Consider the following 21,586-nt stretch of genomic DNA (forward strand, 5'->3'; position numbering starts at 1 on the left):
TCTAGGACCGGCCCCCGATCGCCCGGGGACCGTCCACCAGCGTAGCTAGTTTCGCGCGCGCTCCCACATCTGCAGGTAAGCCTCGGCGCCGCGGCTCATGTCCTCGATGATGGTGTCGCCGTCGGCTCCCGCGGCGATGCGCATGTCCGCGATCCAGTCGGGAATCATCCCGTACTGCGCCACGCCGTCGGTGTTCACGTCGAAAACCCGGGTGCCGGCGCGCTGCTGGTCCATGACCGTGCCGTCGAAGGCGGTGTACGGATATTGCAGCGGATTTTCTGCGGCGTCGCCGCGCGGTGCGGCCTGCGGCCCGAAGCCGTTGGTGTCGGCGCCGTAGCCGAAACCGAAGTAGTAGTTCTCGCTTCGCATCGCCCGTGCGTCCCGCCACTGGTCGATGAACCCACGCTCTTCGGGCTTTTCGTCCGATGCGTCGAGTTGTCCGGCGTACAGGGCGACAAATCCGCCGAGTGCGTAGATCCGCTTGTACAGGCTCGGGTCGCTCCAGCTGTGACTGGAAACGACGCCGGAGTAGTTCGCAGCTTCGAGAATATCGAGAGCCGCTTCGGCGGTCTTGACGCTCATGTGATCGATGTCCACGATCATCCCTCGGTCCATCAAACCTCGGATCGTGTACGCGCCGAGGTCGGTCAGGCCGTGCGAATTGCATTGCGGACCAGAGGGGTACACCGGAAGCGTCACTCCGGGTGGGAGTACCGCGAGAAGATTCTGTGCGCCGTCGACCTTGGTGGGCAGCACATTGTCCTCGGCAACGCCGGTGCATGGTTCCGACTGCCAGAACTCCCCGGTGCCCAGGTAGTTGCCGATGTTGACGGCCACCCCGGTGACTCCGCCGTCGAAACGGGCACCGCCGAGGGCGTTGTCGAACTTGTGCGTGACGATCATCTGCCGGACACCGAGGTCGTACAACTCGTCCAGGCCGCGGTCGATGTCGTCCTCGGTGCACTGCGGAATACCGTTGCGCACAGAGCAACCGAAGGGTTCGGACACCTCCACCCCGAGGGTGACGGCCAGCTTTCCGTCGGCGGCCACCTGCCTGGCCTGTTCCGGCGAGCTCACGATGCGGAACCACCCCCGGCCGGGACCACCGTACTGGGCGTCGATGTAGTCCTGGAGTTCGCGTGTCTGCTGCGCCTGGATCCGGACGGTCTCCATCTCGTCACAGGGATTTCGCTTGCTCGGATACAGCTCGCACAGGACACGATTGGCGACAAAGAGATTGGTGAAGATTCGCAGCCCGCCGCGCCAGGCCCGCTCGACCCACTTGTAGTACGTCTGCTCGTGCGTCAGTGAATCGTGCGCCGGCCAGTCGGCGAAACTCGGCCAGCCGGTGGTGTCGTGAGTTTCGAAGGGATTGCCGTACGACAGAACGTTTTCGAGGAGCGCCGGTATCCCGTCAGGTTGATGGTCCGGGCAGTCGACGAGCGCTGCGGTGACGCCCTGAGGATCGAAAGGTCGGCCGCAGTGCAGGTTTCCGCCCATGAACTCGGAAGCGTTCATGTGCACGTGTGTGTCGATGAATCCGGTGACTTCACCGTTCGGTCCGATTTCTCCTGGAACGCCGTTTGCGCCCACCTCCGCTTCGGGGAAGTCGGCGCAGCCGTCGCGCGGGATCAGCGTGAACGCAGATTCGGGAACGTCACCGGGATCGGACATCGTGAGCGTCAAGTCGCGCGAGATCAGTTGACGGCCGTTCGAGGTCGCGGTCAGAACGAACGATTCACCGGTGGACATCACGGTCCAGTCGGTGGAGGGAGTTGCTTCGGAAGTGGCGAGTACCGAGTCCGCGCCGTCGTGCGAGAGCATCGACCCGTCCGGGCCGTACAGCATGAAACGACCCAACTGGGCCGCATGTAGCCGGAACGGTTCGGCGTCTGCGGCTTTCGTTACGTCGGTGAGGTACGCCGACCCGTCACGACGGACGAAATCACCAGACTCGGTGCGCAGCGCGAAGCAACCGTTCGCAAGTGCGTACACCGAGTTCTGCGCGGTAGGAGCAGGACTCGGTGCCGCGGCGCTGACGCCGGTCGTGGCGACGACGACGGCGGCAGTCAGCAGCGAGATGGTTCCGGCGAGCCGACCCCGTAGACGTGGAACTGAGCGCATGGTGCTGGTGACCCCCGGCCGATGGACACGACTGTGACAGGGGACACTCTACAGGTAACTGGACGTATGTCCATTTGATTCTGCAACGTGTTGCAGAAATGCTCAGCCGATTGCAGGTCCGAGCAGGTCATCGGCGTCGGTGATCCGGTAGGCGTAGCCCTGTTCGGCGAGGAATCGCTGACGATGTGCCGCGTATTCCGCATCGAGAGTGTCGCGGGAAACCACCGAATAGAAGTGGGCCTGACCGCCGTCGTGCTTGGGTCGCAACAGTCGTCCGAGCCGCTGAGCTTCTTCCTGTCTCGATCCGAAGGTTCCCGAAACCTGCACGGCGACAGACGCCTCCGGAAGGTCGATCGAGAAGTTCGCGACCTTACTCACCACCAGCGTCTGGATCTCACCGTTACGGAACTGATCGAACAGGATCTCACGTTCCTTGTTCTTGGTGGATCCCTTGATCACCGGCGCGTTCAGGGCTTCGCCGAGTTCGTCGAGCTGATCGAGATACGCACCGATCACCAAGGTCGGGGAATCGGGGTGCTTCGCCAGAATGGACTTCACGACAGCAATTTTGGTGTGCGCCGTGGAGCACAGTTTGTAGCGCTCCTCCGGTTCGGCGACGGCATAGGACATGCGCTCGGCGTCCGTCATCGTCACTCGCACCTCGACGCAGTCTGCCGGCGCGATCCAGCCCTGCGCTTCGATGTCCTTCCACGGAGCGTCGTAGCGCTTGGGCCCGATGAGCGAGAAGACGTCGCCTTCGCGGCCGTCCTCACGAACCAGCGTTGCGGTCAGGCCGAGACGGCGGCGCGACTGCAGGTCTGCCGTCATCCGGAAGACGGGCGCGGGCAGCAAGTGGACCTCGTCGTAGATCACCAGTCCCCAGTCGCGGGAGTCGAAGAGTTCGAGATGCTTGTACTCGCCCTTCGTACGACGCGTGATCACCTGGTAGGTCGCGATCGTGACCGGCCGAATCTCCTTGCGCTCGCCGGAGTATTCGCCGATTTCTTCCTCGGTCAACGACGTGCGGGCGATGAGCTCACGCTTCCACTGACGACCGGCGACGGTATTGGTGACGAGGATGAGTGTGGTGGCTTTGGCCTTTGCCATGGCTGCTGCGCCCACCATCGTCTTGCCGGCGCCACATGGCAGCACGACGACGCCCGAGCCGCCGGCCCAGAACGAATCCGCGGCCATCTGCTGGTAGTCGCGCAGTTCCCAGTGGCCCTCTTCGAAAGCGAGATCGATCGGGTGCGCTTCGCCGTCCACATAGCCGGCGAGGTCCTCGGCCGGCCAGCCCACCTTGAGCAACATCTGCTTGAGGCGGCCGCGTTCGCTCGGGTGGACGATCACCGTGTCGTCGTCGACCTTCTCACCGAGCATCGGTGAGATCTTCTTGTGTCGCATCACCTCGGTGAGGACTGCCCGGTCGAGGCTGACCAGGATGAGGCCGTGCACCGGGCTCTTGACCAGCTGCAAGCGTCCGTACCTGGCCATCGTGTCGACGATGTCGACCAGCAGCGGTTGCGGAACAGCGAATCGTGAGAACGAAACCAGAGCGTCGACAACCTGCTCGGCGTCGTGTCCGGCGGCGCGGGCATTCCACAGGGCCAGGGGAGTGATGCGATACGTGTGGACGTGCTCGGGGGCGCGTTCGAGTTCCGCGAAGGGGGCGATTGCCTGCCTGGCATCGCCGGCGCGCTCGTGGTCGACCTCCAACAGCAGCGTCTTGTCGGATTGGACGATCAACGGTCCGTCGGTCACGGAAGCCTCCTAGTGAAACAAACGCAGCAGCCACAGAGCGTTGCACCGCGTTGTCGGCTGACGCCAACCCTGCCATTGTCCTGGTATCGGAGCGCAGACGCCAACAGGCGACGCTCGCACAGCCAGAAGTAGAGGTGCCCGAGTTCGGGCACCCCTACGTCAACAGAGCAGGACCAACCGCTATTCCGGACGACCTGCAGCGGGCAGGACGAGGATCTTCACGTGCTCGTCGGGTGCGCGAAGAGCCGTAAAAGCGTCCGAGACTCCGTCGAGCCCGATACGGCCGGTAATGATCGCTTCGGCGTCGATCTCGCCGGCGGCCAACCGAGCAAGGGTGATGTCGTACGCGTTCTCGTAGGGGCCATGACCGAAGTTGATCGAGATCCTTCGGAACTGCCCGATGACGGGAACGATGGTCTCGTCGCCGAACGGCGCAGCCAGGACCTGAATCCGCGAGTTGAACGGCAGGGTGCGCATCAGTTCGCCGATGACCCCCGCCCGGCCGCTGCATTCGTAGGCGATCAGGATGCCGTTCGAGGCCTGGCCCACGAGCGGGTTGCCTTCGGCGACCATCTGATTCCACAGTTCGATCGGATCCTGTGTGAAGGGGTCGACGACGATGTCCGCACCCATCTTCTTGGCGAGCTCGCGGCGTTTGGGGGAGGGCTCGGACGCGATGACGATCTGTGCCCCTCTCGCTTTCGCCGCGACGATGGCACCCAGTCCGATCGTGCCGCAACCGACGACGAGCGCTGAATCGGCCGAGGTGAGGCCGGACTGCTGGAGATGCATCTCGCCGACGTGTAGAGGTTCGGCCAGTGTGGCGTGCTCGAGTGACAGATGGTCGGGAACCTTGCGCACCCAGAAGGCGTCGACAACGATGTAATCGCCGAACGCACCGTGGTATTCGTTCGAGTAACCGATGATCGTCGGGATCCCGGTAGCCGTGTCGGTGGCCAAGCCGATGCCGGCCACCCGATCACCGATCATGAAATCGTCTACTGCAGAACCGGTCTCGGAGACGATACCCGCGTATTCGTGCCCCAGCACCACTGGCGCGTCCGGATCGAAGGTGGCGAGCGGGTAGCCCCCGTCGTGCGCGACCTGAACGAAGCGGCACGGGTCCTTCGACATGCTCAGGTCACTGCCGCAGATCCCGCAGGCGACGACGTCGATGCGGATCTGATGGGGTGCCAACGGCGGCGGGTCGGCGATCTCGGTGACCGCGAATTCTCCCTGCTGGAAACGGACGGCCCTCATGCGCGCACGGCTCCCGTCTCGGCCGGCCGGCCGTAGTAGTCGGTATGGGCTTTGGTGATCGCTCCGACCAGCCCGCCGATCAGGTATTCGCGGTTGTCCTCGGCGAACTGCATGCTCGCCTGACGCCCGACATTTCGCTTCCGGAAGTGCGGGACCACCTCGGAGGCGAACAATTCGTAGCTGCGTTTGGTGTCCTCCCAGCTCGCCATGTCGACGTGAAGGATCAAGAACGTGCCGAACCCTCCCGTCTTCTCGATCAGACGCTCGATCTGTGCGATCGCATCGTCGGGGGTACCGATGATCGCCTGACCGAACTCGCCGAGCGTGTCGTTGCGCCACTGATCGATGACTCCGGCCGGTGTATCTGCCCAGGCCGGGTTCTGGCCGGTCTGTCGATTCACGTAGGAAGCCATCGATCCGATCCGTCGGCTCACGGCGCGCTCGGCCTCCGCTCGGGTCTCGGCGAGGAACATCGGATTGACCACACGCCACGTCGCTCGGTCGGCGCGGTGGCCGTGTTCGGCCGAGACCTTCTCGTACACATCCCAGTTGCGATCCAGTGCGTCGAAGCCGCTGGGTGAACTCGCCGCCAATGAGAGCAGGGAGAGGCCGTTCTTGCCTGCGAGCACCGAACCGTTGGGGGAAATCGTGGACGCTGTCACTGTCTCGATGCCGTCCGCGCGGTAGGTGGGCAGCTGTGCGCGTGCGTCACGCAACGTGAACCAGTCGGTTTCCATGTTGACGACCTCGCCGCGAAGCAACGCGAGAATGGCCTCGAGCGCTTCGCCCTGGCGACGACGCTGGTCCGACGGGTTGATGCCCATCATGTGTGCATCGAGGGGGATCTTGCCCGGGCCGGTGCCGAAGATGAGCCGTCCGCGGGTCTGCAGATCGAGCTGAGTGATGCGGTCGGCCGTGATCAACGGGTGGTGATAGGGCAGAGACGTCACGCCTGTGCCGAACTGGATGCGCTCGGTTCGCTCTGCGGCGGCCGCGATGAACATGTCCGGGGCAGGCACGATCTCGGCGCCGGTCGAATGATGCTCACCCATCCACGCTTCTTCGAATCCGAGGTGGTCCAGGTGTGTCATGAGGTCGATATCGCGTCTGAGTTGCAGGGCGGGATCGGCGTCGAGCGGATGGTACGGGGCGAGGAAGGCTCCGAAGCGGATGGACGATGCGGACCACACGATGACAACTCCTGTCGACAGGGGAGTGATTTGGATCACTCGCTCTGATCGAGATGTCTAACATGGATCAACTGATCCAATAAGTTGAGCCTCCCGCACAGTGGGAGATTTGTAATCACCTGTAGTTCAACATTATCTGGTGCAATGACGTCGGATATCGTTGTTACAAGTCGATCGACTGAACCAAGTACTTCGAAGGGGTAGTGAAGAGGTATGCAACTGGACGTCACAATCACCCCCGACTCCTCGACCGTCGAACTGAACAGTGTCGACGACTTCACCAGTCTCTCGGTCGTCGTTGGCGGCGACGATCGATCCGAGACTCTGAGTCGGGTACTGGAACCGTGGGGGGAAATCGAGGGGGATCACGTCTGGCTCGACATCGGCCACTTGGAGCAAGCCGTTGCTGCCCGGATCGGAAACACAAAGTGGAGACAGAAGTTCTCCGCGATGGTGGACTACGCACGCGCCCACGGTTGGGTGGATCGCGACAACAGGGTGCGAGCACACCGTGAATCACTCTGACTCCGCGTTCGCCACGGTTGAGACGTTTGCCGAGCCCGTGCGAAGCTCGTTCGTATGACCGACTCCCGGCAGAACCGTCAAGGCGACGCGACGCGTCTGCGTTTGCTCAAAACTGCTGAACGGCTTTTCGCGACAGAGGGATTGGATGCAGTTTCGCTGCGCTCGGTCAACGCCGCGGCCGGTCTCGGGCCGTCATCGGTCCACTACCATTTCGGAACCAAGGACGATCTGGTCGCAGCGGTGCTATTGGACATGGGAACGTCGGTGCGAGATCAGATCAGCGCGAACGTGGACGCCCTCTCCGCCGACAAGACGCCGCCGACGGTCGAGGCGCTGGTACGGGCCGTCACTGCGCCCTACAAGGCATTGCTCCTTCGCCATCGCACGCGGGGAATGCGATGGATCAGAATCGTCACGCAGATCTCGCAGCCGCAGATGTCACGACCGGGCCATCCAGCCCTCGAGGCGACCGAGCTGCACCTGCGTGAACATCTTCTCGACCAGGTCCGTCGTACTTTTCCTGCTACCGATCCCGAACGGCTCGAGACTCGCTGGGCGATTGCCTTGATGGGCTTCCTCCAGGCGTTGAGCCGGGCGGACGATTGGAGCGGAAGTGGCAAGCCGCTCGCGCCGGAGCGGCTTGCCGACTTCTACGAGGACCAGGTCGTCTTTCTGGTGGGTGGTGTGCGGCAGTTATTGGGGTGAGCGCCTAATCGATGCGTCTCCTATTTCTGCGCGACCACTGACTTCCGCATTTCCATTACATGAGTAATAGCTTCGGAAATTCCGGACCGGTAACCGATATTCTTTTCGGAATCACCCGGAGTGGAATCAAGCTCCGATTCGAGTCTCGTTTGAATGCGGTCCAGGGTATGGATTGTTCTTTTCACGATGGTTGATTCTCTTTCTGCGGTAAATCCGATAGAAGTATTCCGGATTGCCGAGCGTGTTCGTCGAGGACGCAGAGTGAAGCGAGGGTCATGCCCGCTGCGTACCCGCGCGAGCGTGCGTCAGTTCCTCGATTACGTGACTTGAACAGGTTGAACGTTTCGTGCAGGTGCACGAGGGTGTCGGTGGAGGCAGGCATTGGTCAGCTTCGCAATCAGCTCGTCTTCTCTGGACTTTGCTGTCAGCTCCGCTTCCGCTTACGGATGAACTCGGAAGACTCCGCAGTTTTCGCCCGCTTCTCCGCGCGGCGTTCCTTGATCGACTGGGCGGGTTTCTTCATGTTCTTACCCGGCGCCTTGTCAGCCATTGTCGCTCCTCATTTTTCGAAGTGGCAATCACAAACTGACCTCGACCATACTTCATTTACAGAAAAAAGCCAGTTGCTTCTTTTTTGCTACTTTTTTCCGGAGTCGACGGGGCTGACGGAAGTAATTCGGTGCAACGTGAAACGGCGAACCGCGCCGCTCGCGGGGTCGAAGGCGTCCAGCTGTCCGCCGCCCACGCTGACGGGGTCGACGATGCGATGCGTCGCGACCCCCTGGGCGTCGACGTAGCCGATGTTGACGCTCGAATTGTCTCGGGCCGCCGTGGCCAGCAAGGCGATGGTGGCGGCGTTGTTCTCCCGTGAACCGTCCGTTCGCACTCCGCCGCGGCCGGGGGCGGAAGCACGGTCTCCGGCCCGCATCGTGCGGACCAACGACGCCAGCTGATCCGCCGACGGGCTCGCCGGCATCCTCGACGCCGGTCGGCTGCGACGGTTGGGTACACGTGCCCCACGTGGGCGGAGATCGACCAACGTGCCCGAAGAGTCCTCACCTGCCGGCGCGAATCCGGCGGCTCGCAGCTCGGTCAGGACTTCGCGGAGAGGGGCCTGCGAAATCGCGACGGTGGGAGCCAAGGCGCGCAGTGCCAACGGCTCGGCCACTGCGGATGCGAGGACCTCCGCCAGCAGTGACGCGTCCTCACATCGAATGAACGACGCCGCCACTCCGGCACGCAGTCGTCCGTGTCGACGGGCGACATCGTCGATCAAATACGAAAGTGATTGGGGGACAGGAGTCTTCGATTTCGAAGCGAACATCGCATGCAGTTCGGTGGCCGTCAGACCGGCGTCGAGCGCACGACGCACGCTGTCCTCGCTGATGCGGTACATGGACGCCGATCCGGCCGACTCGATGTCTGCGACCAGGCTCACCTGCTCGAGCAGGTCCGGTACCAGCGGGCCGGGCGCAACCAGAGTCAGATCCGCCTGGACCAGGATGTAGTCGATGGGCTCGGGTAGCGCGGACTGCATTTCGGCTTCGGCGTCCCCGCCGTGCAGCAAGGCTCGTCCAGGTGACGACAACGCGCCGCGGGCCACCAGCCCGAGAGCGGCGGCCTCGTCCAGAGTCCGCTCGATCGCGAACGTCCGCAGGCGCCCGCTCCATCGCGGGCGTCGCCACGCCAGCAGCCGACTTACCTCGACGGCCGACGCGGTCTGGCCGCTGTCGAGTTCGGAGAGCAGCCCCAGAATGGCCTGACGATCTCGCGGAGCCGCCGGAGCGCGGCCCTCCTCGGACAACGCCGCGATCGGCTTGTCGGTGGAATCGCGCAGCCCGATCATCCACGGGACTCGAGGTACGTCGACCCAGGCGGACGCCAGGACCTCCCACCGTCGCGCTGTGGATGCGTTCAGCCAGCCGTCGACCGCAAGCGTGGGCGTCCAGTATTCGTCCGCGTTGTCCGAGACCGGCGCCGGATCTGGTGTTCCACTGGCGATGAGTCCGGCTGCCGAGAGCAACTCGACAAGTAGGCTCACGCGCGCTTCGTCGAGATCGGCCGTCTTGGCCACGCGTCGTAGTTCTCGAACGCCGAGCCCACCGGCTCGCAGTGCGGGGGCCGGCGCTGCGCCCAGAACAGCGATCACGTTCTCGCATTGGCGTACCAACTCGAGCGCCTCGCCGGCTGCTGCGGCGTTCACGTCCGCCGGCTTGAGTTTGTCGCCCCCGATGACAGGTGCGGTCAGCGTCGTCGGATCGAAAACCGGCTCGCCGCGGATGACCTGACGAACCGTCGCCGGAAGCTCGACGGTCTGCTCGTCGAGCCACCGCAGCAGGCCGGCCGCCAGCAGTCGTTGAACCGGGCGCTCAGGCGGCGTTCCGGGGGCAGCGTCGCGGGTGCGACCGATCGGGCTGGAGTTGGCGAGTGTCTCGAGGAGATCCCGCTCGCGGGTGTCCAGAGCGTTGAGCGCAGCCGAGATCTCGGTCTCGGTCATCGCCTCGGCAGGTTCGAGGGCGCGCCCCACACGCCACGGAATCATCCCGATGACTGCCGGGACGACGCTGATGGGATCGACACCCCAGATGAGGGCGGACGCGCGCATCTTCGACAGAGACTTGTCGACGGCCTTCTTGGTGACCTTGCCCTTGCCGGTCAGGGCGCGTTCGGCGATCGCACTGTTGAGCTCCGCCCGCGTCATCGGAGTTTCCTCGGCGCCGGCCAGTGCCAACAATTCGAGAAGACCGAAATCGAGGGTGTCGAGTTCGTCCGCGGCTCGGCTGACCGACGCGCGTTGCTGTGCCCGACCGCTGAGAACCACCATCGTGCTCGGCGGCGGTACGGCCAGATCGGGGCGCAGACGCAGCAACTCCGTCAACTCGGCGTCACTGCGCGCCGAGAGCCAATCGGTCAGACTTTCGGCTGCGGAACTGCCCGCCGGGGTGCCACGTGTTTCGGTCATCAGGTATCAGATTAGAGACCTGGTCTGTACGGCGTAACGGCGTCCTGTCAAAATGACTTCGTGGCCAACAATTCGAAGCAACACTATGTAGATCCAGGATGGCCGGAAACTGCAGACGGAGATCACGCAGTGACCGAATTGTCATCGACCCGCGCAGGTGGACTTTCACCCTTCGGCGAGGACACCACCTTTCCGGTTCCGGTGGAGTCACTTCCTTACGTACACCCGCACACCGTCATCAACCGATAACAACTCGACACGAAGAAGGCCCGCACCGAATCGGTGCGGGCCTTCTTGATGTTCGAGCGTCCGAGCGGACAGTCTTGCCGGTGTTACTTGAGGAACGACTTCGCGGTGTCGGCGACTGCGAGGATCTGCGGGTCGACCGGGATGCCGTTGGCCTCGGCGAATGCGATTGCCTGATCGATGGCGTCGGCGACCGGGTGTGCAACGGTCTGTGCGACCTGCTGCGCCGGAGCCGGAGCCGCCTGAGGAGCCGTCGTGGCCGGAGCGGAACGCTCGGTGGCGCCGCTGCTCAGCCCGAGGCTGGAGGAGCAGGACGGCCATGCGCCCCAACCCTGGTTTGCGAGAACACGCTCGGCAACAACGATCTGCTGCTCGCGAGTGGCCTGGTTTGCGGTGGCTGCGTACTGTCCGCCGCCGTGTGCGTTCCACGTGCTGGGGGAGAACTGCAGTCCGCCCTGGTAACCGTTGCCTGTGTTGATGGCCCAGTTTCCGCCGGCCTCACACTGGGCGAGACGATCCCAGTCGGAGTCGGGGGCAGCGTTTGCGGTTCCGGTGGCTGCAATTCCTGCTACGCCCATGATGGCGCCGGTGACGGCGACCTTGGCGACAGTGCGGCCGGTGGTGGTGGGCTTGCGATGGCGTCCGCTCATGATGGTCGAAATCCTCTCCACACGCGCCTGCGAGGTCAGCTGTCGGGTTCGGGCTGAGAGGTCGCCCGGCCTCGCCTTTCCTGGCTGGAAAGGGTCTGGCTTCACCCCAAGATTCGGTCTTGCGATCGAACCGGTGTCCACTGGAGAACTTTTCTGTTCTCACAGAGGACTTTGGGTCCCCCGTCCTCGTCCCTGGAATGCTCTGTCGGAAGTCCGGTACCCGCGGGACAAGGCTTGGCGCGGCGGGCCGGAGGTGGCCGAGTTTCCCGGCCGAAAACGACGGTAACGGCTCGAGTCGCTCGTGTCACCATTTGATAACGCGGCGTGGCGAAAGACGTACAACGCGTCACACAAAGCGCAGGAGACTCTTCCCAGGTAGGTGGGGGTGCCCGAGTGAATGTCCGGTTGTGTCCGTTCCGTTATTCATCCGTAATGTGAGCAAGGTCACACGTTATGCGGAAATAGAATTTCGGGCGATTGAGAGGTGCGTCGATCCGGACCCAAGGTTGTGGCCCGTGTCTCAACATCGACTATGAAACTTAGGTTAGGTTTGCCTGACTTGCCTCGCTTGGGCAGGTTTCGCAGAGTCTTCCAAAGAAGTAGGGCACCCCTCATGAAACTGCAATACCGTCGGCGTGCGGTCACCGCGTCACTCGCCGTCGCCGCTGCTGCTGTCGGCCTGGCCGTCACTGCTCCCGCTGCACACGCCTCACCCGAGGATCCGACACACGGTGTTGTCGGAAGCTATTCCGCAACCCAGCCCGGCGACATCGTCGTCGACTCGGCAACCCACCGCGGATACATCACGCAGTACGGCGGACCGACCAGCTCGTTGTCCGTCGTCGACACGAACACCGGCAAGTCCGTCGGCACCATCGACGGCGTCGTCGGTTACCCGTCGGCACTTGCCGTCGACTCAGGCCTCGGACGCGCATACGTGTCCTCCTCCTACGGCGGCGCGATCTCGATTGTCGACACGAAGACCGGGAAGGTCGAAAAGACGGTCACGCTGAGCGAGAAGAACCCCGACGGCTCGCGTCCGCAGATCAACGATGTCGTCGTCGATCCCACAACACACCGCGCGTACTTCTCGGACTACAAGTCCGGCAACATCCGAGTCGTCGACCCCAACGCCGCCGACGCCGTGTCGAGCATTCTGGTCCACAAGTCGGCAACGCCGACCAAGCTCGCCTTCGACAGTGTCCGCGGCTTCCTCTACATCGCGGACACCAACTTCTTCGACGAGAATTACGGCCGCACGCTGTGGCAGGCGGACGTACGCAAGGGCGGAGCACTCAAGTCGATCGTGCGTGCCGACAACCTCTACCCGGTCGACGTCGATGTCGACACGAACACCGGCAACATCTACATGACCGACACCCGGGCAACCAACCTGTGGGCGATCACCCCGGCCGGCGCGGTTCTGTCGAAGACCACGCTGTCTCCGACCGCGATTCCCAACGGCGTGGTCGTCGACGCTGCGGCAGGCATTGCATATGTCGCGGACGTCATAAACGGACACCTGTGGTCGGTCGATCTGACGACCCGCGCCACCACCGCTCTGACCGATACCAAGGTTCCGGTACTGGAGAAGGTCAAAAACCTCGCGCTCGACACCTCGACCGGCGCCATCGCGTCGACGACCAACGGGGGCAAGGTGACAGTCGTTGCTGCGTACCCGCTACCCGCGACCGTCGAATTGCCTGCCGCTCAGGTCGGTAAGGCGTATTCGCAGAAGCTCACTGCCGCCGATGCGCGCGCAACCTTTGCACTCACCAGTGGCACTCTGCCCGGCGGACTGTCCCTCGCACAGGACGGCACCATCTCGGGTACCCCCACCGCCGTCGGCAGCGTCACCGTCGAGGTCACTGCGAAGAGCGTGCTTTCGCGTGCTTCGAGCGTGACCATCGTGGTCTCCGAGGGGCCGGTCGGCCCCGTCGATCCGGGCAACCCGGGAACTGGTACCGGTTCGCTCGGTAACCTCCCCGGACTCGGTAGCCTCGGGCGCTGATCCGACCTGATACGAGAGAACCCGACCACGGCAACTGCTGTGGTCGGGTTCTTCGGTCTGCGAGGCCGCTTTTCGCGTAACGCGATCGACGACTTATGCGTAATTCACCCGGTCCACGTCGACGATCTCCTTGCCGAGCGGCATCAGCGAGATCGGAATCATCTTCAGGTTCGCGACCGCGAGCGGAATTCCGATGATCGTGATCGCCATCGCGACGGCGGTGACGATGTGTCCGATCGCCAACCAGATACCGGCGATGATCACCCAGATGACATTGCCGATCATCGAACCGACACCAGCGGTCGGCTTGTCGACGACGGTCTTACCGAACGGCCACAGTGCGTAGATACCGATGCGGAATGCCGCGATTCCGAAGGGAATCGTGATGATGAGGATGCAGCAGATGATGCCTGCGGCGAAGTAACCCAACGCCAGCCAGAAGCCGCCGAAGACCAGCCAGATCACGTTCAGGAGGATTCTCATGGTCAGTGACCTTTCGGTTGGAGGCGGGAGTGATCAGCGCACGCGTCGACCGGATCTGAGCGTGTAGACGATGGCCAGGAGGAAGCCGATCGGGCACGCGAGTGCTACCAGGTACAACGCCAGGCCGGGTGGGGTGTCGCTGAAGATATGGACTGCGAAGATGGCCACGATCGCCAGGAATCCGACGATGAACAGTGCCATCGCCGTACGGAACAGACCGTTTCCGGTGCCGGAAGTGCGCGGGTTCGGTTGATGGTCCACACCTACGAGGATAGTGCCTGTAAACCTGGGTGCCGACCCGGGTTCGTCACAGGTAGACTGTTAACAGACTGCGCGCCCCGCTGAAGCAAGTGTGGGGCGCGTTCTTTTGCATTCTTCCACCGGAAGCGATGCGAGCAAGGCCATGAGGCTCTTCCGAGAGCCTCCCGAGCACATTGGGGCAGACGCCCCAGTCGAGTGATGAGCAGGTGAACGCGGTGCCGACCGGCAAGGTGAAGTGGTACGACGTCGAAAAGGGTTTCGGCTTTCTGTCGCAGGAAGAGGGCGAGGACGTCTACGTCCGTGCTTCCGCTCTCCCCGAGGGCGTCGAAGGCTTGAAGGCCGGCCAGCGCGTCGAGTTCGGAATGGCTGCGGGCCGCCGCGGTCCGCAGGCACTGAGCCTGAAGGTACTCGAGCCGGCGCCGTCGTTGCGCGGCGCGACGGCGACGCGTCGTGAGCCCGTCGAGCGTAAGCACACCCCTGATCAGTTGCACGGCATGGTCGAGGACATGATCACGTTGCTCGAGGCGAAGGTCCAGCCGGATCTGCGCAACGGCAAGTACCCGGACCGTAAGACCGCTCAGCGGATCTCCGAGGTCGTCCGGGCCGTCGCTCGCGAGCTCGACACCTGATCGCTCGATACGAGCTGCCGTACACGGCTTCGAAACAAAATGCCCTGCACACCAATCGGTGTGCAGGGCATTTTCGACGTTCCGGGGATCAAGCGGTCTTGATCGACCAGATCAGCAGTCCCTGTTCGCTTCCCTCACCGACGGCGAGGTGGATTTCGACGCCGACCAGTTGCTTGACGGGATCGCTCGAAGACTCGACCGTCACTGCCAGGGCCTCGCCGGGCTCGAAGACTCGGGGCTCACCGGTCTGGTTGCCGTCGGCATCCTCGTAGACGGCGAGCAGTGCCCACTGCGCATCCGAGACGTCCGTCGACAACGACAGCTGCAGCGGGTAGCCCGCTGGAACGTCGAGTGCGTAGATGTCGCCCACCTGGGCGCACTGGGACAGGTCGATGGTGCAGAAACCGGCAGGGTTCGTTTCGATCGTCTTGCCGTGTGCGTATGCAGTGATGACCGGTAGCTTTTCGGGGTCGTCGTTGATGTTCTTGATGATCACGAAAAGAACGGAGACGTAAGCAACCAGTGCCACCACCATCAGGACACTGATCGCTGCCACGATCTTCTTTGTTCTCGAGCGCATCATCACTGCGGAGTACTTCCTTGTCCTCGGTTGGATTTACCGGTGTAAATCACTTCGGTCACTTCTTGTTCGGCCAGATCGGGTCGCTTCCCGCCGAGGCCGGGCAGGAGGCTGCTTCCTCGGTAGCTCAGGAAGGTCTGCAGAAGCCCGATCGTCAGGAACACCGATACAACAGTGAACCCGATCCAGTATTCGGTCGGAAGCAGAACCCCCAATGCGCCGCCGAGTACCCAGCTCAGCTGCAGAACCGTCTCGGATCTACCGAATCCGGACGCGATCGATTCCTCGGGCAGGTCGTGCTGGAGTGACGCGTCGAGTGAGACCTTGGCGAGTGCGCTGGCGGCCGATGCGATGAGCGTGGCAAGCGCGGCCGTCATGAGGTTGTCCGTCAGCGCTGCGATCACCGCGATGATCCACACCGACGCAGTGCACCGGAGCACGATCAAGGCAGGCCGGCCGAGCTTGAGGCGCGCACCCGTGGCATTTCCGGCGAAGTTACCCAGACCGGCTGCTGCGCCGACCAGGCCGAGCATCATGGCCTGCTGGAGCGGCTCGTGATCGGTGCGTGATTTGGCGACGAACGCGATGTAGAGCGTCAGGAAGCCGGTGAGCACGCGAATGGTGCCGTTGCCCCAGAGTCCGATGATCACGGCGCGTCCGAGAGGCTGACGGACCTTGGCAGGTTTGGCGTCCGGCTGCGGTGGGGCGCTGCCGGCGTGATGCGCTTCGTCCGGGTGGTAGGTGATGGTCGCGGGTACCTCACCCTCGGTGACCTCGACCCACGACGGGATTCGCATGCTCAGATATGCGCCGAACACGGTGACGGCGACCGCGAACCACAAGGCGCCGGTGGAACCGAAAGCGAGCGCGAGCGCACCTGCGACCGCGCCGGCCCCGATCGTTCCACCGATCAGCCCGAAGACCGTCAGACGCGAATTCACGCGCACCAGGTCTATTTCCGGTGGTAGGACGCGTGGTGTCACTGCGCTCTTGAGCACCGAGAACGATTTACTGAGCACCATCATGCCGAGCGCGGCCGGATAGAGGATCCAACTGTCGAAGTTGAAGACCAGGATCACCGCGAGGAGCGTCCGGATTCCGAACGACGACGCGAGTGCGATGCGGCGTCCGCGCTGCAACCGGTCGAGCATGGGGCCGATGAGCGGTGCGATGACCGCGAACGGTGCGATCGTGATCAGGAGATAGAGCGCGACCTTGGTCTTGTCCTCGCCCGTCGCCGCCGAGAAGAACAGGGTGTTGGCCAGAGCGACGGAGATCGCCGCGTCGGTCGCGTTGTTCGTCATCACCGCGTAGGTGAGAGCGGTCAGACCGGACTTGTCCGCGCCGTCGGCCTTCGCCGCGCGCTGGAAGGTCGCGATGCCCTTGTTCGTCAGTTCGCGGCTGCGCATCGCTGCGACGCGAGTGACGGTGAGCTTGCGAGGCATCGGTGGAGCCTTGGGAGCGTCCGCCCCCGGCGTCTTCGAACCGGCCGCGGATTCGGAGTCTCCCCGCGATTCGGGAATCGGATGCAGCGGTGGCAAAGGCGTGCGACGGGCAGCGGGACGGGCCGAAGGTGGGTAATTGTCCGGGCGGGCCGCGGGTGGGTAATTGTCGTAACCGGGGTGCACCTGTTGCCCCTCCGGCTCGTCGTGGATTCGCCGAGTTTCGGGGTCGTAGGGTTCGCGCGGTCCGGTCACCACTCAATTCTGTCCTAGTGTCGGCGCGGCTACCACGCACACCCCTGCGAGTCCTGTGTCATGTCGGACTCAGTTAACAAAACGGACTTCGAACATCTGCGGCCAATACTTGCCGGTGAGCAGGAATCGATCGGTACCGGGAATCTGCGCGATGCCGTTGAGAACGTCGACGGTGCTGGTCGATCCGTCCGCGACGAGTTCTTCGCGTAGCGGCGAAGCGTCGTACACGTTCGTGACGCTGCCGTCCGACGGGTCGATTCGGACGACGGTGTCCGTGGTCCAGACATTGGCGTAGACGGAGCCGTCTTCGGCGCATTCCAATTCGTTCAGCTTGCCGACGGACTCCGAAGATCTGGTGACGTCGACGGTCGAGATCGGCGCAAAGGTTTCGGGATCGCGAAAGGTCAACGTGGCCGAACCGTCGCTCGAGACAATCCGATCCCCGAGCGAACAGATTCCCCATCCCTCGGTGTCGAGTGGGAACCGCTCCCGTTCGGTCAAGGTGTCCTTGTCACGGGCGATGGCAACGCCGTCTTTCCAGGTGAGTTGCCACAGTGTGTCTCCGGCAACCGTGATGCCCTCACCGAACAACGGCGGGTCGAGATCGGCACGCGCAACTTCCGGTCCCGAAGCGGGGGACTGCTCGTCGGAGATCTCGCTCGAGCGCACCCAGGACTGCCCGACGCGTCCGGTGCTTTCGTACAACCGGTTTCCGTCGATCTCGAGGCCCTGCGTGAACGCGTCGGGATCGTGCGCGGACACTCGAACGATCTCGACGGAGCCGGTTTCGGACGTGAGGTTGTCGGGAGCGCCGCGGGAATCGGAGCACCCCGCCAAGGCCGACGCGACCACGGCGACCACTGCAAAAGTGCGCACGGAATTGGCGTGTGACCTACTCATCTGCCCAGCATGGCAGCCCAGTGCGTTGCGGACTTGCGGTGGTGCGGCAAACTGGAGGAGTGAGTGTTGCTACTTCTCCAGAGCGTGCAGTGCCGCGCCCAGTACTGGCCGATGCGGTCGAGCTTGCCCGAAAGGCAGTCGTCGACCTGCATGAAGGCGGTGTGGGGGCATACCTCGGCGTGACGTCGGAGGACGAATTTGCCGCCACCCATCGATTTGCAGCAGACATTCCGGGATACCGCGGTTGGCAGTGGGCGGTTGTCGTCGCTGCCGGACCGGAGGACACCCACGCCACGATCAGTGAGTTGGCGCTGTTGCCGGGTCCCGACGCGTTGGTTGCGCCGGAATGGCTGCCATGGGATCAGCGGATTCGTCCCGGCGATCTGTCCGTCGGTGACCTACTCGCCCCGCCGGCCGAGGATCCTCGCCTCGTTCCCGGCTACGTCGCCACCGGTGACCCGGAAGTCGACGAGGTAGCTCTCGAAATCGGGCTCGGCCGCAAACAGGTCATGAGCCGCGAGGGCCGACTCGATGCCGCGCAGCGTTGGTTCGACGGTGACTTCGGCCCGGAGTCGGAGATGGCGAAGGCCGCGCCGTCGACGTGTGGACTGTGTGGATTCTTCCTTCCACTCGCCGGTTCGCTGCACGCAGCGTTCGGTGTGTGCGGAAACGAACTCTCCGCAGACGGCCGTGTGGTCAGCGTGTCTTACGGTTGTGGCGCGCACTCGGACACCAGCCTGCCGCTCGGTGCGGGCTCGCCGCAGTTCGACGCATTCGACGACGGGGCCGTCGAGCTGATTGCGGTGCCCGCTCGCCCGTCGAGCGCTGTTGCAGTTGAGGATTCGGTATCCACCGAGTAGAAGATCCGTTCGGTACGGACGCACTCCGCGAGGCGACGCTGCGCGCGTGGTCGGAATCTCCGACGCGATTGCGTGAAGACGCGGCTGCGGAATCCGACCTCGCGAAGGCCGGGTACCGCGACCGTCTGCTCACCGAACTGGCGCAGAACGCTGCCGATGCAGCTGCACGCGAGGGCGTCGAGGGCTCTTTGTGGGTGGACGTGGACGGTCGGACGCTGACGGTGGCGAACACGGGCCGTCCACTGGACGAACCCGGTGTACATGCGCTCACCGCGCTGCGCGCGTCGAACAAGGTCGACGCCGACGAAGGTGTGACGGGACGGTTCGGCGTCGGATTCTCGGCAGTTCTCTCGGTCAGTGACGAGGTGGAACTGCGCTCGTCGACGGGATCGATTCGATTCTCCGCCTCGCACACTCTGCGCGAGATCGAGTCTCGCGAACTCCCCGTGCCGGAAACCGGTGTCCCCGTACTTCGTTTGGTGTGGCCCTCTGGCGAATTGCCGAGCGACGGTGCCGATTCGGAAGTGGTGCTGACGCTTCGGCCGGACGTCGATGCCGCAGCGCTGCTTTCGCAGATGGCACGTGAGGCTGTCGACCTGCTCCTCGAACTCCCAGCTCTCGGATCAATTCGTCTGGGTGAGAAGACTTTTCGGCGATCGGAACGGGTGCTGGATTCCGGCCTCGTCGAGATCGCTATCGGTGATCGCACGTGGTGGCAGTACACCGCGCCGAACGCACGATGGTTGGTGCCCGTCCGCGACGGGGTCGTCGAGCCGGTCGCAGACGACGTCCTGCGGGCGCCGACGCGATCCGACGAGGAACTGTCGATCCCCGCGATCATCATTGCCGACATTGCAATGCAACCCGATCGGCGACGCCTCATGCCCGCTGCACCGATCGCTCCGCTTGCCGAGGGGTACGCGAAGTTCCTTGCTGCACTACCTCCTCGGCAGCGAACGGCACTCGTCCCGATCCCTGCCTTTGCCCGCAGCGAAACCGATTCGCTTCTGCGCGAAGCGCTTCTGAAGGAGCTGCAGGAAAACGAGTGGCTTCCGGTGGTCGGTGAACCCGACCGCGCGCCGCAGCGAGCATCCGTGGTGCCCGGGCTCGGTGATGACCTTGCCGAGTTGCTCACCGACATCATCGGCGGCCTGGTTGTCCCCGAGCTCTCCGGCCCCAAGCACGAGCGAGCACTCGCGGCAGTGTCGACGCACCGCATCGGGCTCGCGCGCATCGCGGAACTGCTCAGCGGTTCGGAACGTGAACCGAAGTGGTGGAATCGACTCTATTCGGCTCTCGAGCCCTTGGTGATCGACACTCTTGCGGTGGAAGAGCTTGGAACACTGCCGGTTCCGCTCTCCGACGGACGGACGGTGACCGGGCCGCGGACCGTCGTCGTCGGCGTCGAACTGGGTGAAGACGCACCGTCGGTGCAGTGGACGAGGTTGGTTCATCCCGTCGCGGTTCACCCGTTGCTGTCTCGATTGGGAGCGCAGACCGCGAGTGCCACCGACCTGCTGTCCGATCCGGCGCTGCGCGCATTGATCGAAGATGCTGCGGACCAAGATGATTCGGTAGCGACGGAGTTGGCGCAGGTTGTACTCGGATTGGCGGCCCACGTGGCGCCAGGAGCGCTGCCGTCGTGGATCGGTGAAGTGCTGCTTCCTGATTCGGAGGGCGAATTGCGGTCCGCCGACCAACTTCTGCTTCCGGGAGCTCCCCTTGCAAGCGTCCTGGTCGAGGATTCTCCCTTCGGCATCGTCGACGCTGATTTTGTTCAGCAGGTGGGGGAGCAGGCGCTACGGGTAGTCGGTGTCGGGTGGGGTTTCACGGTGGTCCGTGAGGAATTGCCGTCCGGCCCCGATCACGATCTCGACGCCGAAGACGCATGGTGGGACACCCTCGACGAGGACCCCGAATACATCGAAGCCGTGCGCGATCTCGACCTCGTGGACGAAGACCGCTGGCCGCAGGCGTTGTCGCTGCTGGTCGAGTCGCCGGCGACACGGGCGCTGCTCACCGACCGTCGTGGATACACGGCGTGGTGGTTGCGTTCGAATGCCGAACTCGGCGGTGAGGTGCTGGGCTTGCTGCGCGCTCCGGGCGATCGCACCTTCGAGGGATTGCTCGATGCTGCCGAACACCCCGACGCCGGATTCTTCTCCGGATTGCTGGCATCGGATACCGTCGACGATCCGGAACTGGCTCAGCTGCTGCTCGATCGGCTTGCCGACCCACTACGGATGCCGGCCTCCGCCGTCGTCGCGCGGACGCACCGACTACTGGGTGAGGCAGCGCAGCGACGGGTTCTCGACCTGGAGGAACTGCACCTGCCTCCGTTCGTGCGAGGCCTTTCCGGCGATCTGGTCGATCCCGGCGACGCCCTTGTTCTCGACCGACCGTGGCTGGGAGCGGCACTACCTGCACAACGAGTCGTGCTCGGCAGCTTCGAGACGGCCGACGCACTGGCAGATCTGCTCGACGTCGCGACGGCGTCCACGTCAGTCCATGGACGAGTGAGCAGCACCGGCGTCGTGACGACGTGGGCGAACGAACCGCAGGCAGTTCTCGGCTTCGCAGCCCTCGGCCGTGAGGTACCCAGCGGCGAGGTAGTGATCCATCACGAACTGACGGTGGAACTGACGGGGGCGGTCGAGACGACGGTGATCGTGCCGTGGTGGGTGGACTCGGACGGCGTTCATCACGTGATGCGTACGTGGACTCTGCCGCAAGGAATGTGAG

At 63.7% G+C, this 21,586-nt stretch carries 19 protein-coding genes and 1 riboswitch; of the genes, 7 read left to right on the forward strand and 12 right to left on the reverse strand.

Annotation, left to right across the window (positions count from 1 at the left end; translation table 11 throughout):
• Positions 1–45: 45 nt before the first annotated feature.
• The 4 genes from AC1Q61_RS03995 to AC1Q61_RS04010 form a co-directional block, all read right to left on the reverse strand.
• Entirely contained in the window at positions 46–2,124 is a 2,079-nt protein-coding gene (locus tag AC1Q61_RS03995; RefSeq protein ID WP_042921704.1) for an amidohydrolase family protein, read from the reverse strand.
• 102 nt (positions 2,125–2,226) lie between these two features.
• Positions 2,227–3,885, reverse strand: coding sequence for a DNA repair helicase XPB (locus AC1Q61_RS04000; protein ID WP_019744947.1), 1,659 nt, complete (start codon positions 3,883–3,885; stop codon positions 2,227–2,229).
• A 180-nt stretch (positions 3,886–4,065) separates the two neighbouring features.
• Positions 4,066–5,145, reverse strand: a complete 1,080-nt coding sequence (locus AC1Q61_RS04005) for an alcohol dehydrogenase catalytic domain-containing protein (protein WP_215516047.1) — start codon at positions 5,143–5,145, stop codon at positions 4,066–4,068.
• Complete coding sequence (locus AC1Q61_RS04010; RefSeq protein ID WP_215516046.1) at positions 5,142–6,335, reverse strand: LLM class flavin-dependent oxidoreductase; 1,194 nt, start codon at positions 6,333–6,335, stop codon at positions 5,142–5,144. The genes AC1Q61_RS04005 and AC1Q61_RS04010 overlap by 4 nt, the downstream gene beginning before the upstream one ends.
• Positions 6,336–6,548: 213 nt before the next feature.
• Here AC1Q61_RS04010 and AC1Q61_RS04015 point away from each other — a divergent pair, with 213 nt between their 5' ends.
• The gene (locus AC1Q61_RS04015; protein WP_042921702.1) at positions 6,549–6,860 is read left to right on the forward strand and encodes a hypothetical protein; all 312 of its coding nucleotides are present in this window, start codon (positions 6,549–6,551) and stop codon (positions 6,858–6,860) included.
• Between the two features lie 54 nt (positions 6,861–6,914).
• Positions 6,915–7,565 carry a TetR/AcrR family transcriptional regulator gene (locus AC1Q61_RS04020; RefSeq protein WP_003940633.1) on the forward strand — a complete coding sequence of 217 codons (651 nt, stop codon included), beginning with the start codon at positions 6,915–6,917 and terminating at the stop codon, positions 7,563–7,565.
• Between the two features lie 424 nt (positions 7,566–7,989).
• On the opposite strand, the gene AC1Q61_RS04025 is transcribed toward AC1Q61_RS04020, so the two are convergent.
• Entirely contained in the window at positions 7,990–8,115 is a 126-nt protein-coding gene (locus AC1Q61_RS04025; RefSeq protein WP_007733507.1) for a hypothetical protein, read from the reverse strand.
• An 87-nt stretch (positions 8,116–8,202) separates the two neighbouring features.
• Positions 8,203–10,527: a helicase-associated domain-containing protein gene (locus tag AC1Q61_RS04030; protein WP_030535357.1), complete on the reverse strand. Its 2,325-nt coding sequence runs from the start codon at positions 10,525–10,527 to the stop codon at positions 8,203–8,205.
• Positions 10,528–10,587: 60 nt separating this feature from the next.
• On the opposite strand from AC1Q61_RS04030, the gene AC1Q61_RS04035 reads away from it, so the two are divergent.
• Positions 10,588–10,776, forward strand: a complete 189-nt coding sequence (locus tag AC1Q61_RS04035; RefSeq protein ID WP_019744939.1) for a hypothetical protein — start codon at positions 10,588–10,590, stop codon at positions 10,774–10,776.
• Positions 10,777–10,859: 83 nt separating this feature from the next.
• Here the strand turns inward: AC1Q61_RS04035 and AC1Q61_RS04040 are convergent, their stop codons facing one another.
• On the reverse strand, positions 10,860–11,423 hold the full coding sequence (locus AC1Q61_RS04040; protein WP_003939675.1) for a transglycosylase family protein: 564 nt from the start codon (positions 11,421–11,423) through the stop codon (positions 10,860–10,862).
• Positions 11,424–11,431: 8 nt separating this feature from the next.
• Positions 11,432–11,641, reverse strand: a riboswitch (cyclic di-AMP (ydaO/yuaA leader).
• A gap of 395 nt (positions 11,642–12,036) precedes the next feature.
• Between AC1Q61_RS04040 and AC1Q61_RS04045 the strand changes: the two genes are divergently transcribed.
• A complete protein-coding gene (locus tag AC1Q61_RS04045; protein WP_492651406.1) occupies positions 12,037–13,434 on the forward strand; it encodes a YncE family protein in 1,398 nt (465 codons plus the stop codon).
• A 93-nt stretch (positions 13,435–13,527) separates the two neighbouring features.
• Here the strand turns inward: AC1Q61_RS04045 and AC1Q61_RS04050 are convergent, their stop codons facing one another.
• Together AC1Q61_RS04050 and AC1Q61_RS04055 are read right to left on the reverse strand one after the other, a co-directional pair.
• Positions 13,528–13,917 (reverse strand): YccF domain-containing protein, encoded by a 390-nt coding sequence (locus tag AC1Q61_RS04050; RefSeq protein ID WP_003939919.1) that lies wholly within the window; start codon positions 13,915–13,917, stop codon positions 13,528–13,530.
• A 33-nt stretch (positions 13,918–13,950) separates the two neighbouring features.
• On the reverse strand, positions 13,951–14,178 hold the full coding sequence (locus AC1Q61_RS04055; protein WP_042921694.1) for a hypothetical protein: 228 nt from the start codon (positions 14,176–14,178) through the stop codon (positions 13,951–13,953).
• Positions 14,179–14,393: 215 nt separating this feature from the next.
• On the opposite strand from AC1Q61_RS04055, the gene AC1Q61_RS04060 reads away from it, so the two are divergent.
• On the forward strand, positions 14,394–14,807 hold the full coding sequence (locus AC1Q61_RS04060; protein WP_007733502.1) for a cold-shock protein: 414 nt from the start codon (positions 14,394–14,396) through the stop codon (positions 14,805–14,807).
• Positions 14,808–14,895: 88 nt separating this feature from the next.
• Here the strand turns inward: AC1Q61_RS04060 and AC1Q61_RS04065 are convergent, their stop codons facing one another.
• The 3 genes from AC1Q61_RS04065 to AC1Q61_RS04075 all read right to left on the reverse strand — a co-directional run bounded on the left by AC1Q61_RS04065 (position 14,896) and on the right by AC1Q61_RS04075 (position 17,984).
• On the reverse strand, positions 14,896–15,390 hold the full coding sequence (locus tag AC1Q61_RS04065; protein ID WP_019744935.1) for a DUF2771 domain-containing protein: 495 nt from the start codon (positions 15,388–15,390) through the stop codon (positions 14,896–14,898).
• Complete coding sequence (locus AC1Q61_RS04070; RefSeq protein WP_223304424.1) at positions 15,390–17,084, reverse strand: MFS transporter; 1,695 nt, start codon at positions 17,082–17,084, stop codon at positions 15,390–15,392. Before AC1Q61_RS04070 ends, AC1Q61_RS04065 begins: the two co-directional genes overlap by 1 nt.
• Before the next feature lie 69 nt (positions 17,085–17,153).
• Positions 17,154–17,984: a glutaminyl-peptide cyclotransferase gene (locus tag AC1Q61_RS04075; RefSeq protein ID WP_252194532.1), complete on the reverse strand. Its 831-nt coding sequence runs from the start codon at positions 17,982–17,984 to the stop codon at positions 17,154–17,156.
• A gap of 38 nt (positions 17,985–18,022) precedes the next feature.
• Here AC1Q61_RS04075 and AC1Q61_RS04080 point away from each other — a divergent pair, with 38 nt between their 5' ends.
• Positions 18,023–18,844, forward strand: a complete 822-nt coding sequence (locus AC1Q61_RS04080) for a DUF3027 domain-containing protein (RefSeq protein ID WP_030535360.1) — start codon at positions 18,023–18,025, stop codon at positions 18,842–18,844.
• A 68-nt stretch (positions 18,845–18,912) separates the two neighbouring features.
• Positions 18,913–21,585, forward strand: a complete 2,673-nt coding sequence (locus AC1Q61_RS04085) for a sacsin N-terminal ATP-binding-like domain-containing protein (RefSeq protein WP_042921693.1) — start codon at positions 18,913–18,915, stop codon at positions 21,583–21,585.
• Position 21,586: the final 1 nt, after the last annotated feature.

Source organism: Rhodococcus sp. MPR-R1B (assembly GCF_058793255.1).

Excerpts from the sequence above, each read along its gene's own strand:
- AC1Q61_RS03995 (WP_042921704.1), bottom strand. The coding sequence starts at position 2,124 with ATGCGCTCAGTTCCACGTCTACGGGGTCGGCTCGCCGGAACCATCTCG.
- AC1Q61_RS04005 (WP_215516047.1), bottom strand. The coding sequence starts at position 5,145 with ATGAGGGCCGTCCGTTTCCAGCAGGGAGAATTCGCGGTCACCGAGATC.
- AC1Q61_RS04015 (WP_042921702.1), top strand. The coding sequence starts at position 6,549 with ATGCAACTGGACGTCACAATCACCCCCGACTCCTCGACCGTCGAACTG.
- AC1Q61_RS04020 (WP_003940633.1), top strand. The coding sequence starts at position 6,915 with ATGACCGACTCCCGGCAGAACCGTCAAGGCGACGCGACGCGTCTGCGT.
- AC1Q61_RS04025 (WP_007733507.1), bottom strand. The coding sequence starts at position 8,115 with ATGGCTGACAAGGCGCCGGGTAAGAACATGAAGAAACCCGCCCAGTCG.
- AC1Q61_RS04030 (WP_030535357.1), bottom strand. The coding sequence starts at position 10,527 with ATGACCGAAACACGTGGCACCCCGGCGGGCAGTTCCGCAGCCGAAAGT.
- AC1Q61_RS04040 (WP_003939675.1), bottom strand. The coding sequence starts at position 11,423 with ATGAGCGGACGCCATCGCAAGCCCACCACCACCGGCCGCACTGTCGCC.
- AC1Q61_RS04045 (WP_492651406.1), top strand. The coding sequence starts at position 12,037 with ATGAAACTGCAATACCGTCGGCGTGCGGTCACCGCGTCACTCGCCGTC.
- AC1Q61_RS04050 (WP_003939919.1), bottom strand. The coding sequence starts at position 13,917 with ATGAGAATCCTCCTGAACGTGATCTGGCTGGTCTTCGGCGGCTTCTGG.
- AC1Q61_RS04065 (WP_019744935.1), bottom strand. The coding sequence starts at position 15,390 with ATGATGCGCTCGAGAACAAAGAAGATCGTGGCAGCGATCAGTGTCCTG.
- AC1Q61_RS04075 (WP_252194532.1), bottom strand. The coding sequence starts at position 17,984 with ATGAGTAGGTCACACGCCAATTCCGTGCGCACTTTTGCAGTGGTCGCC.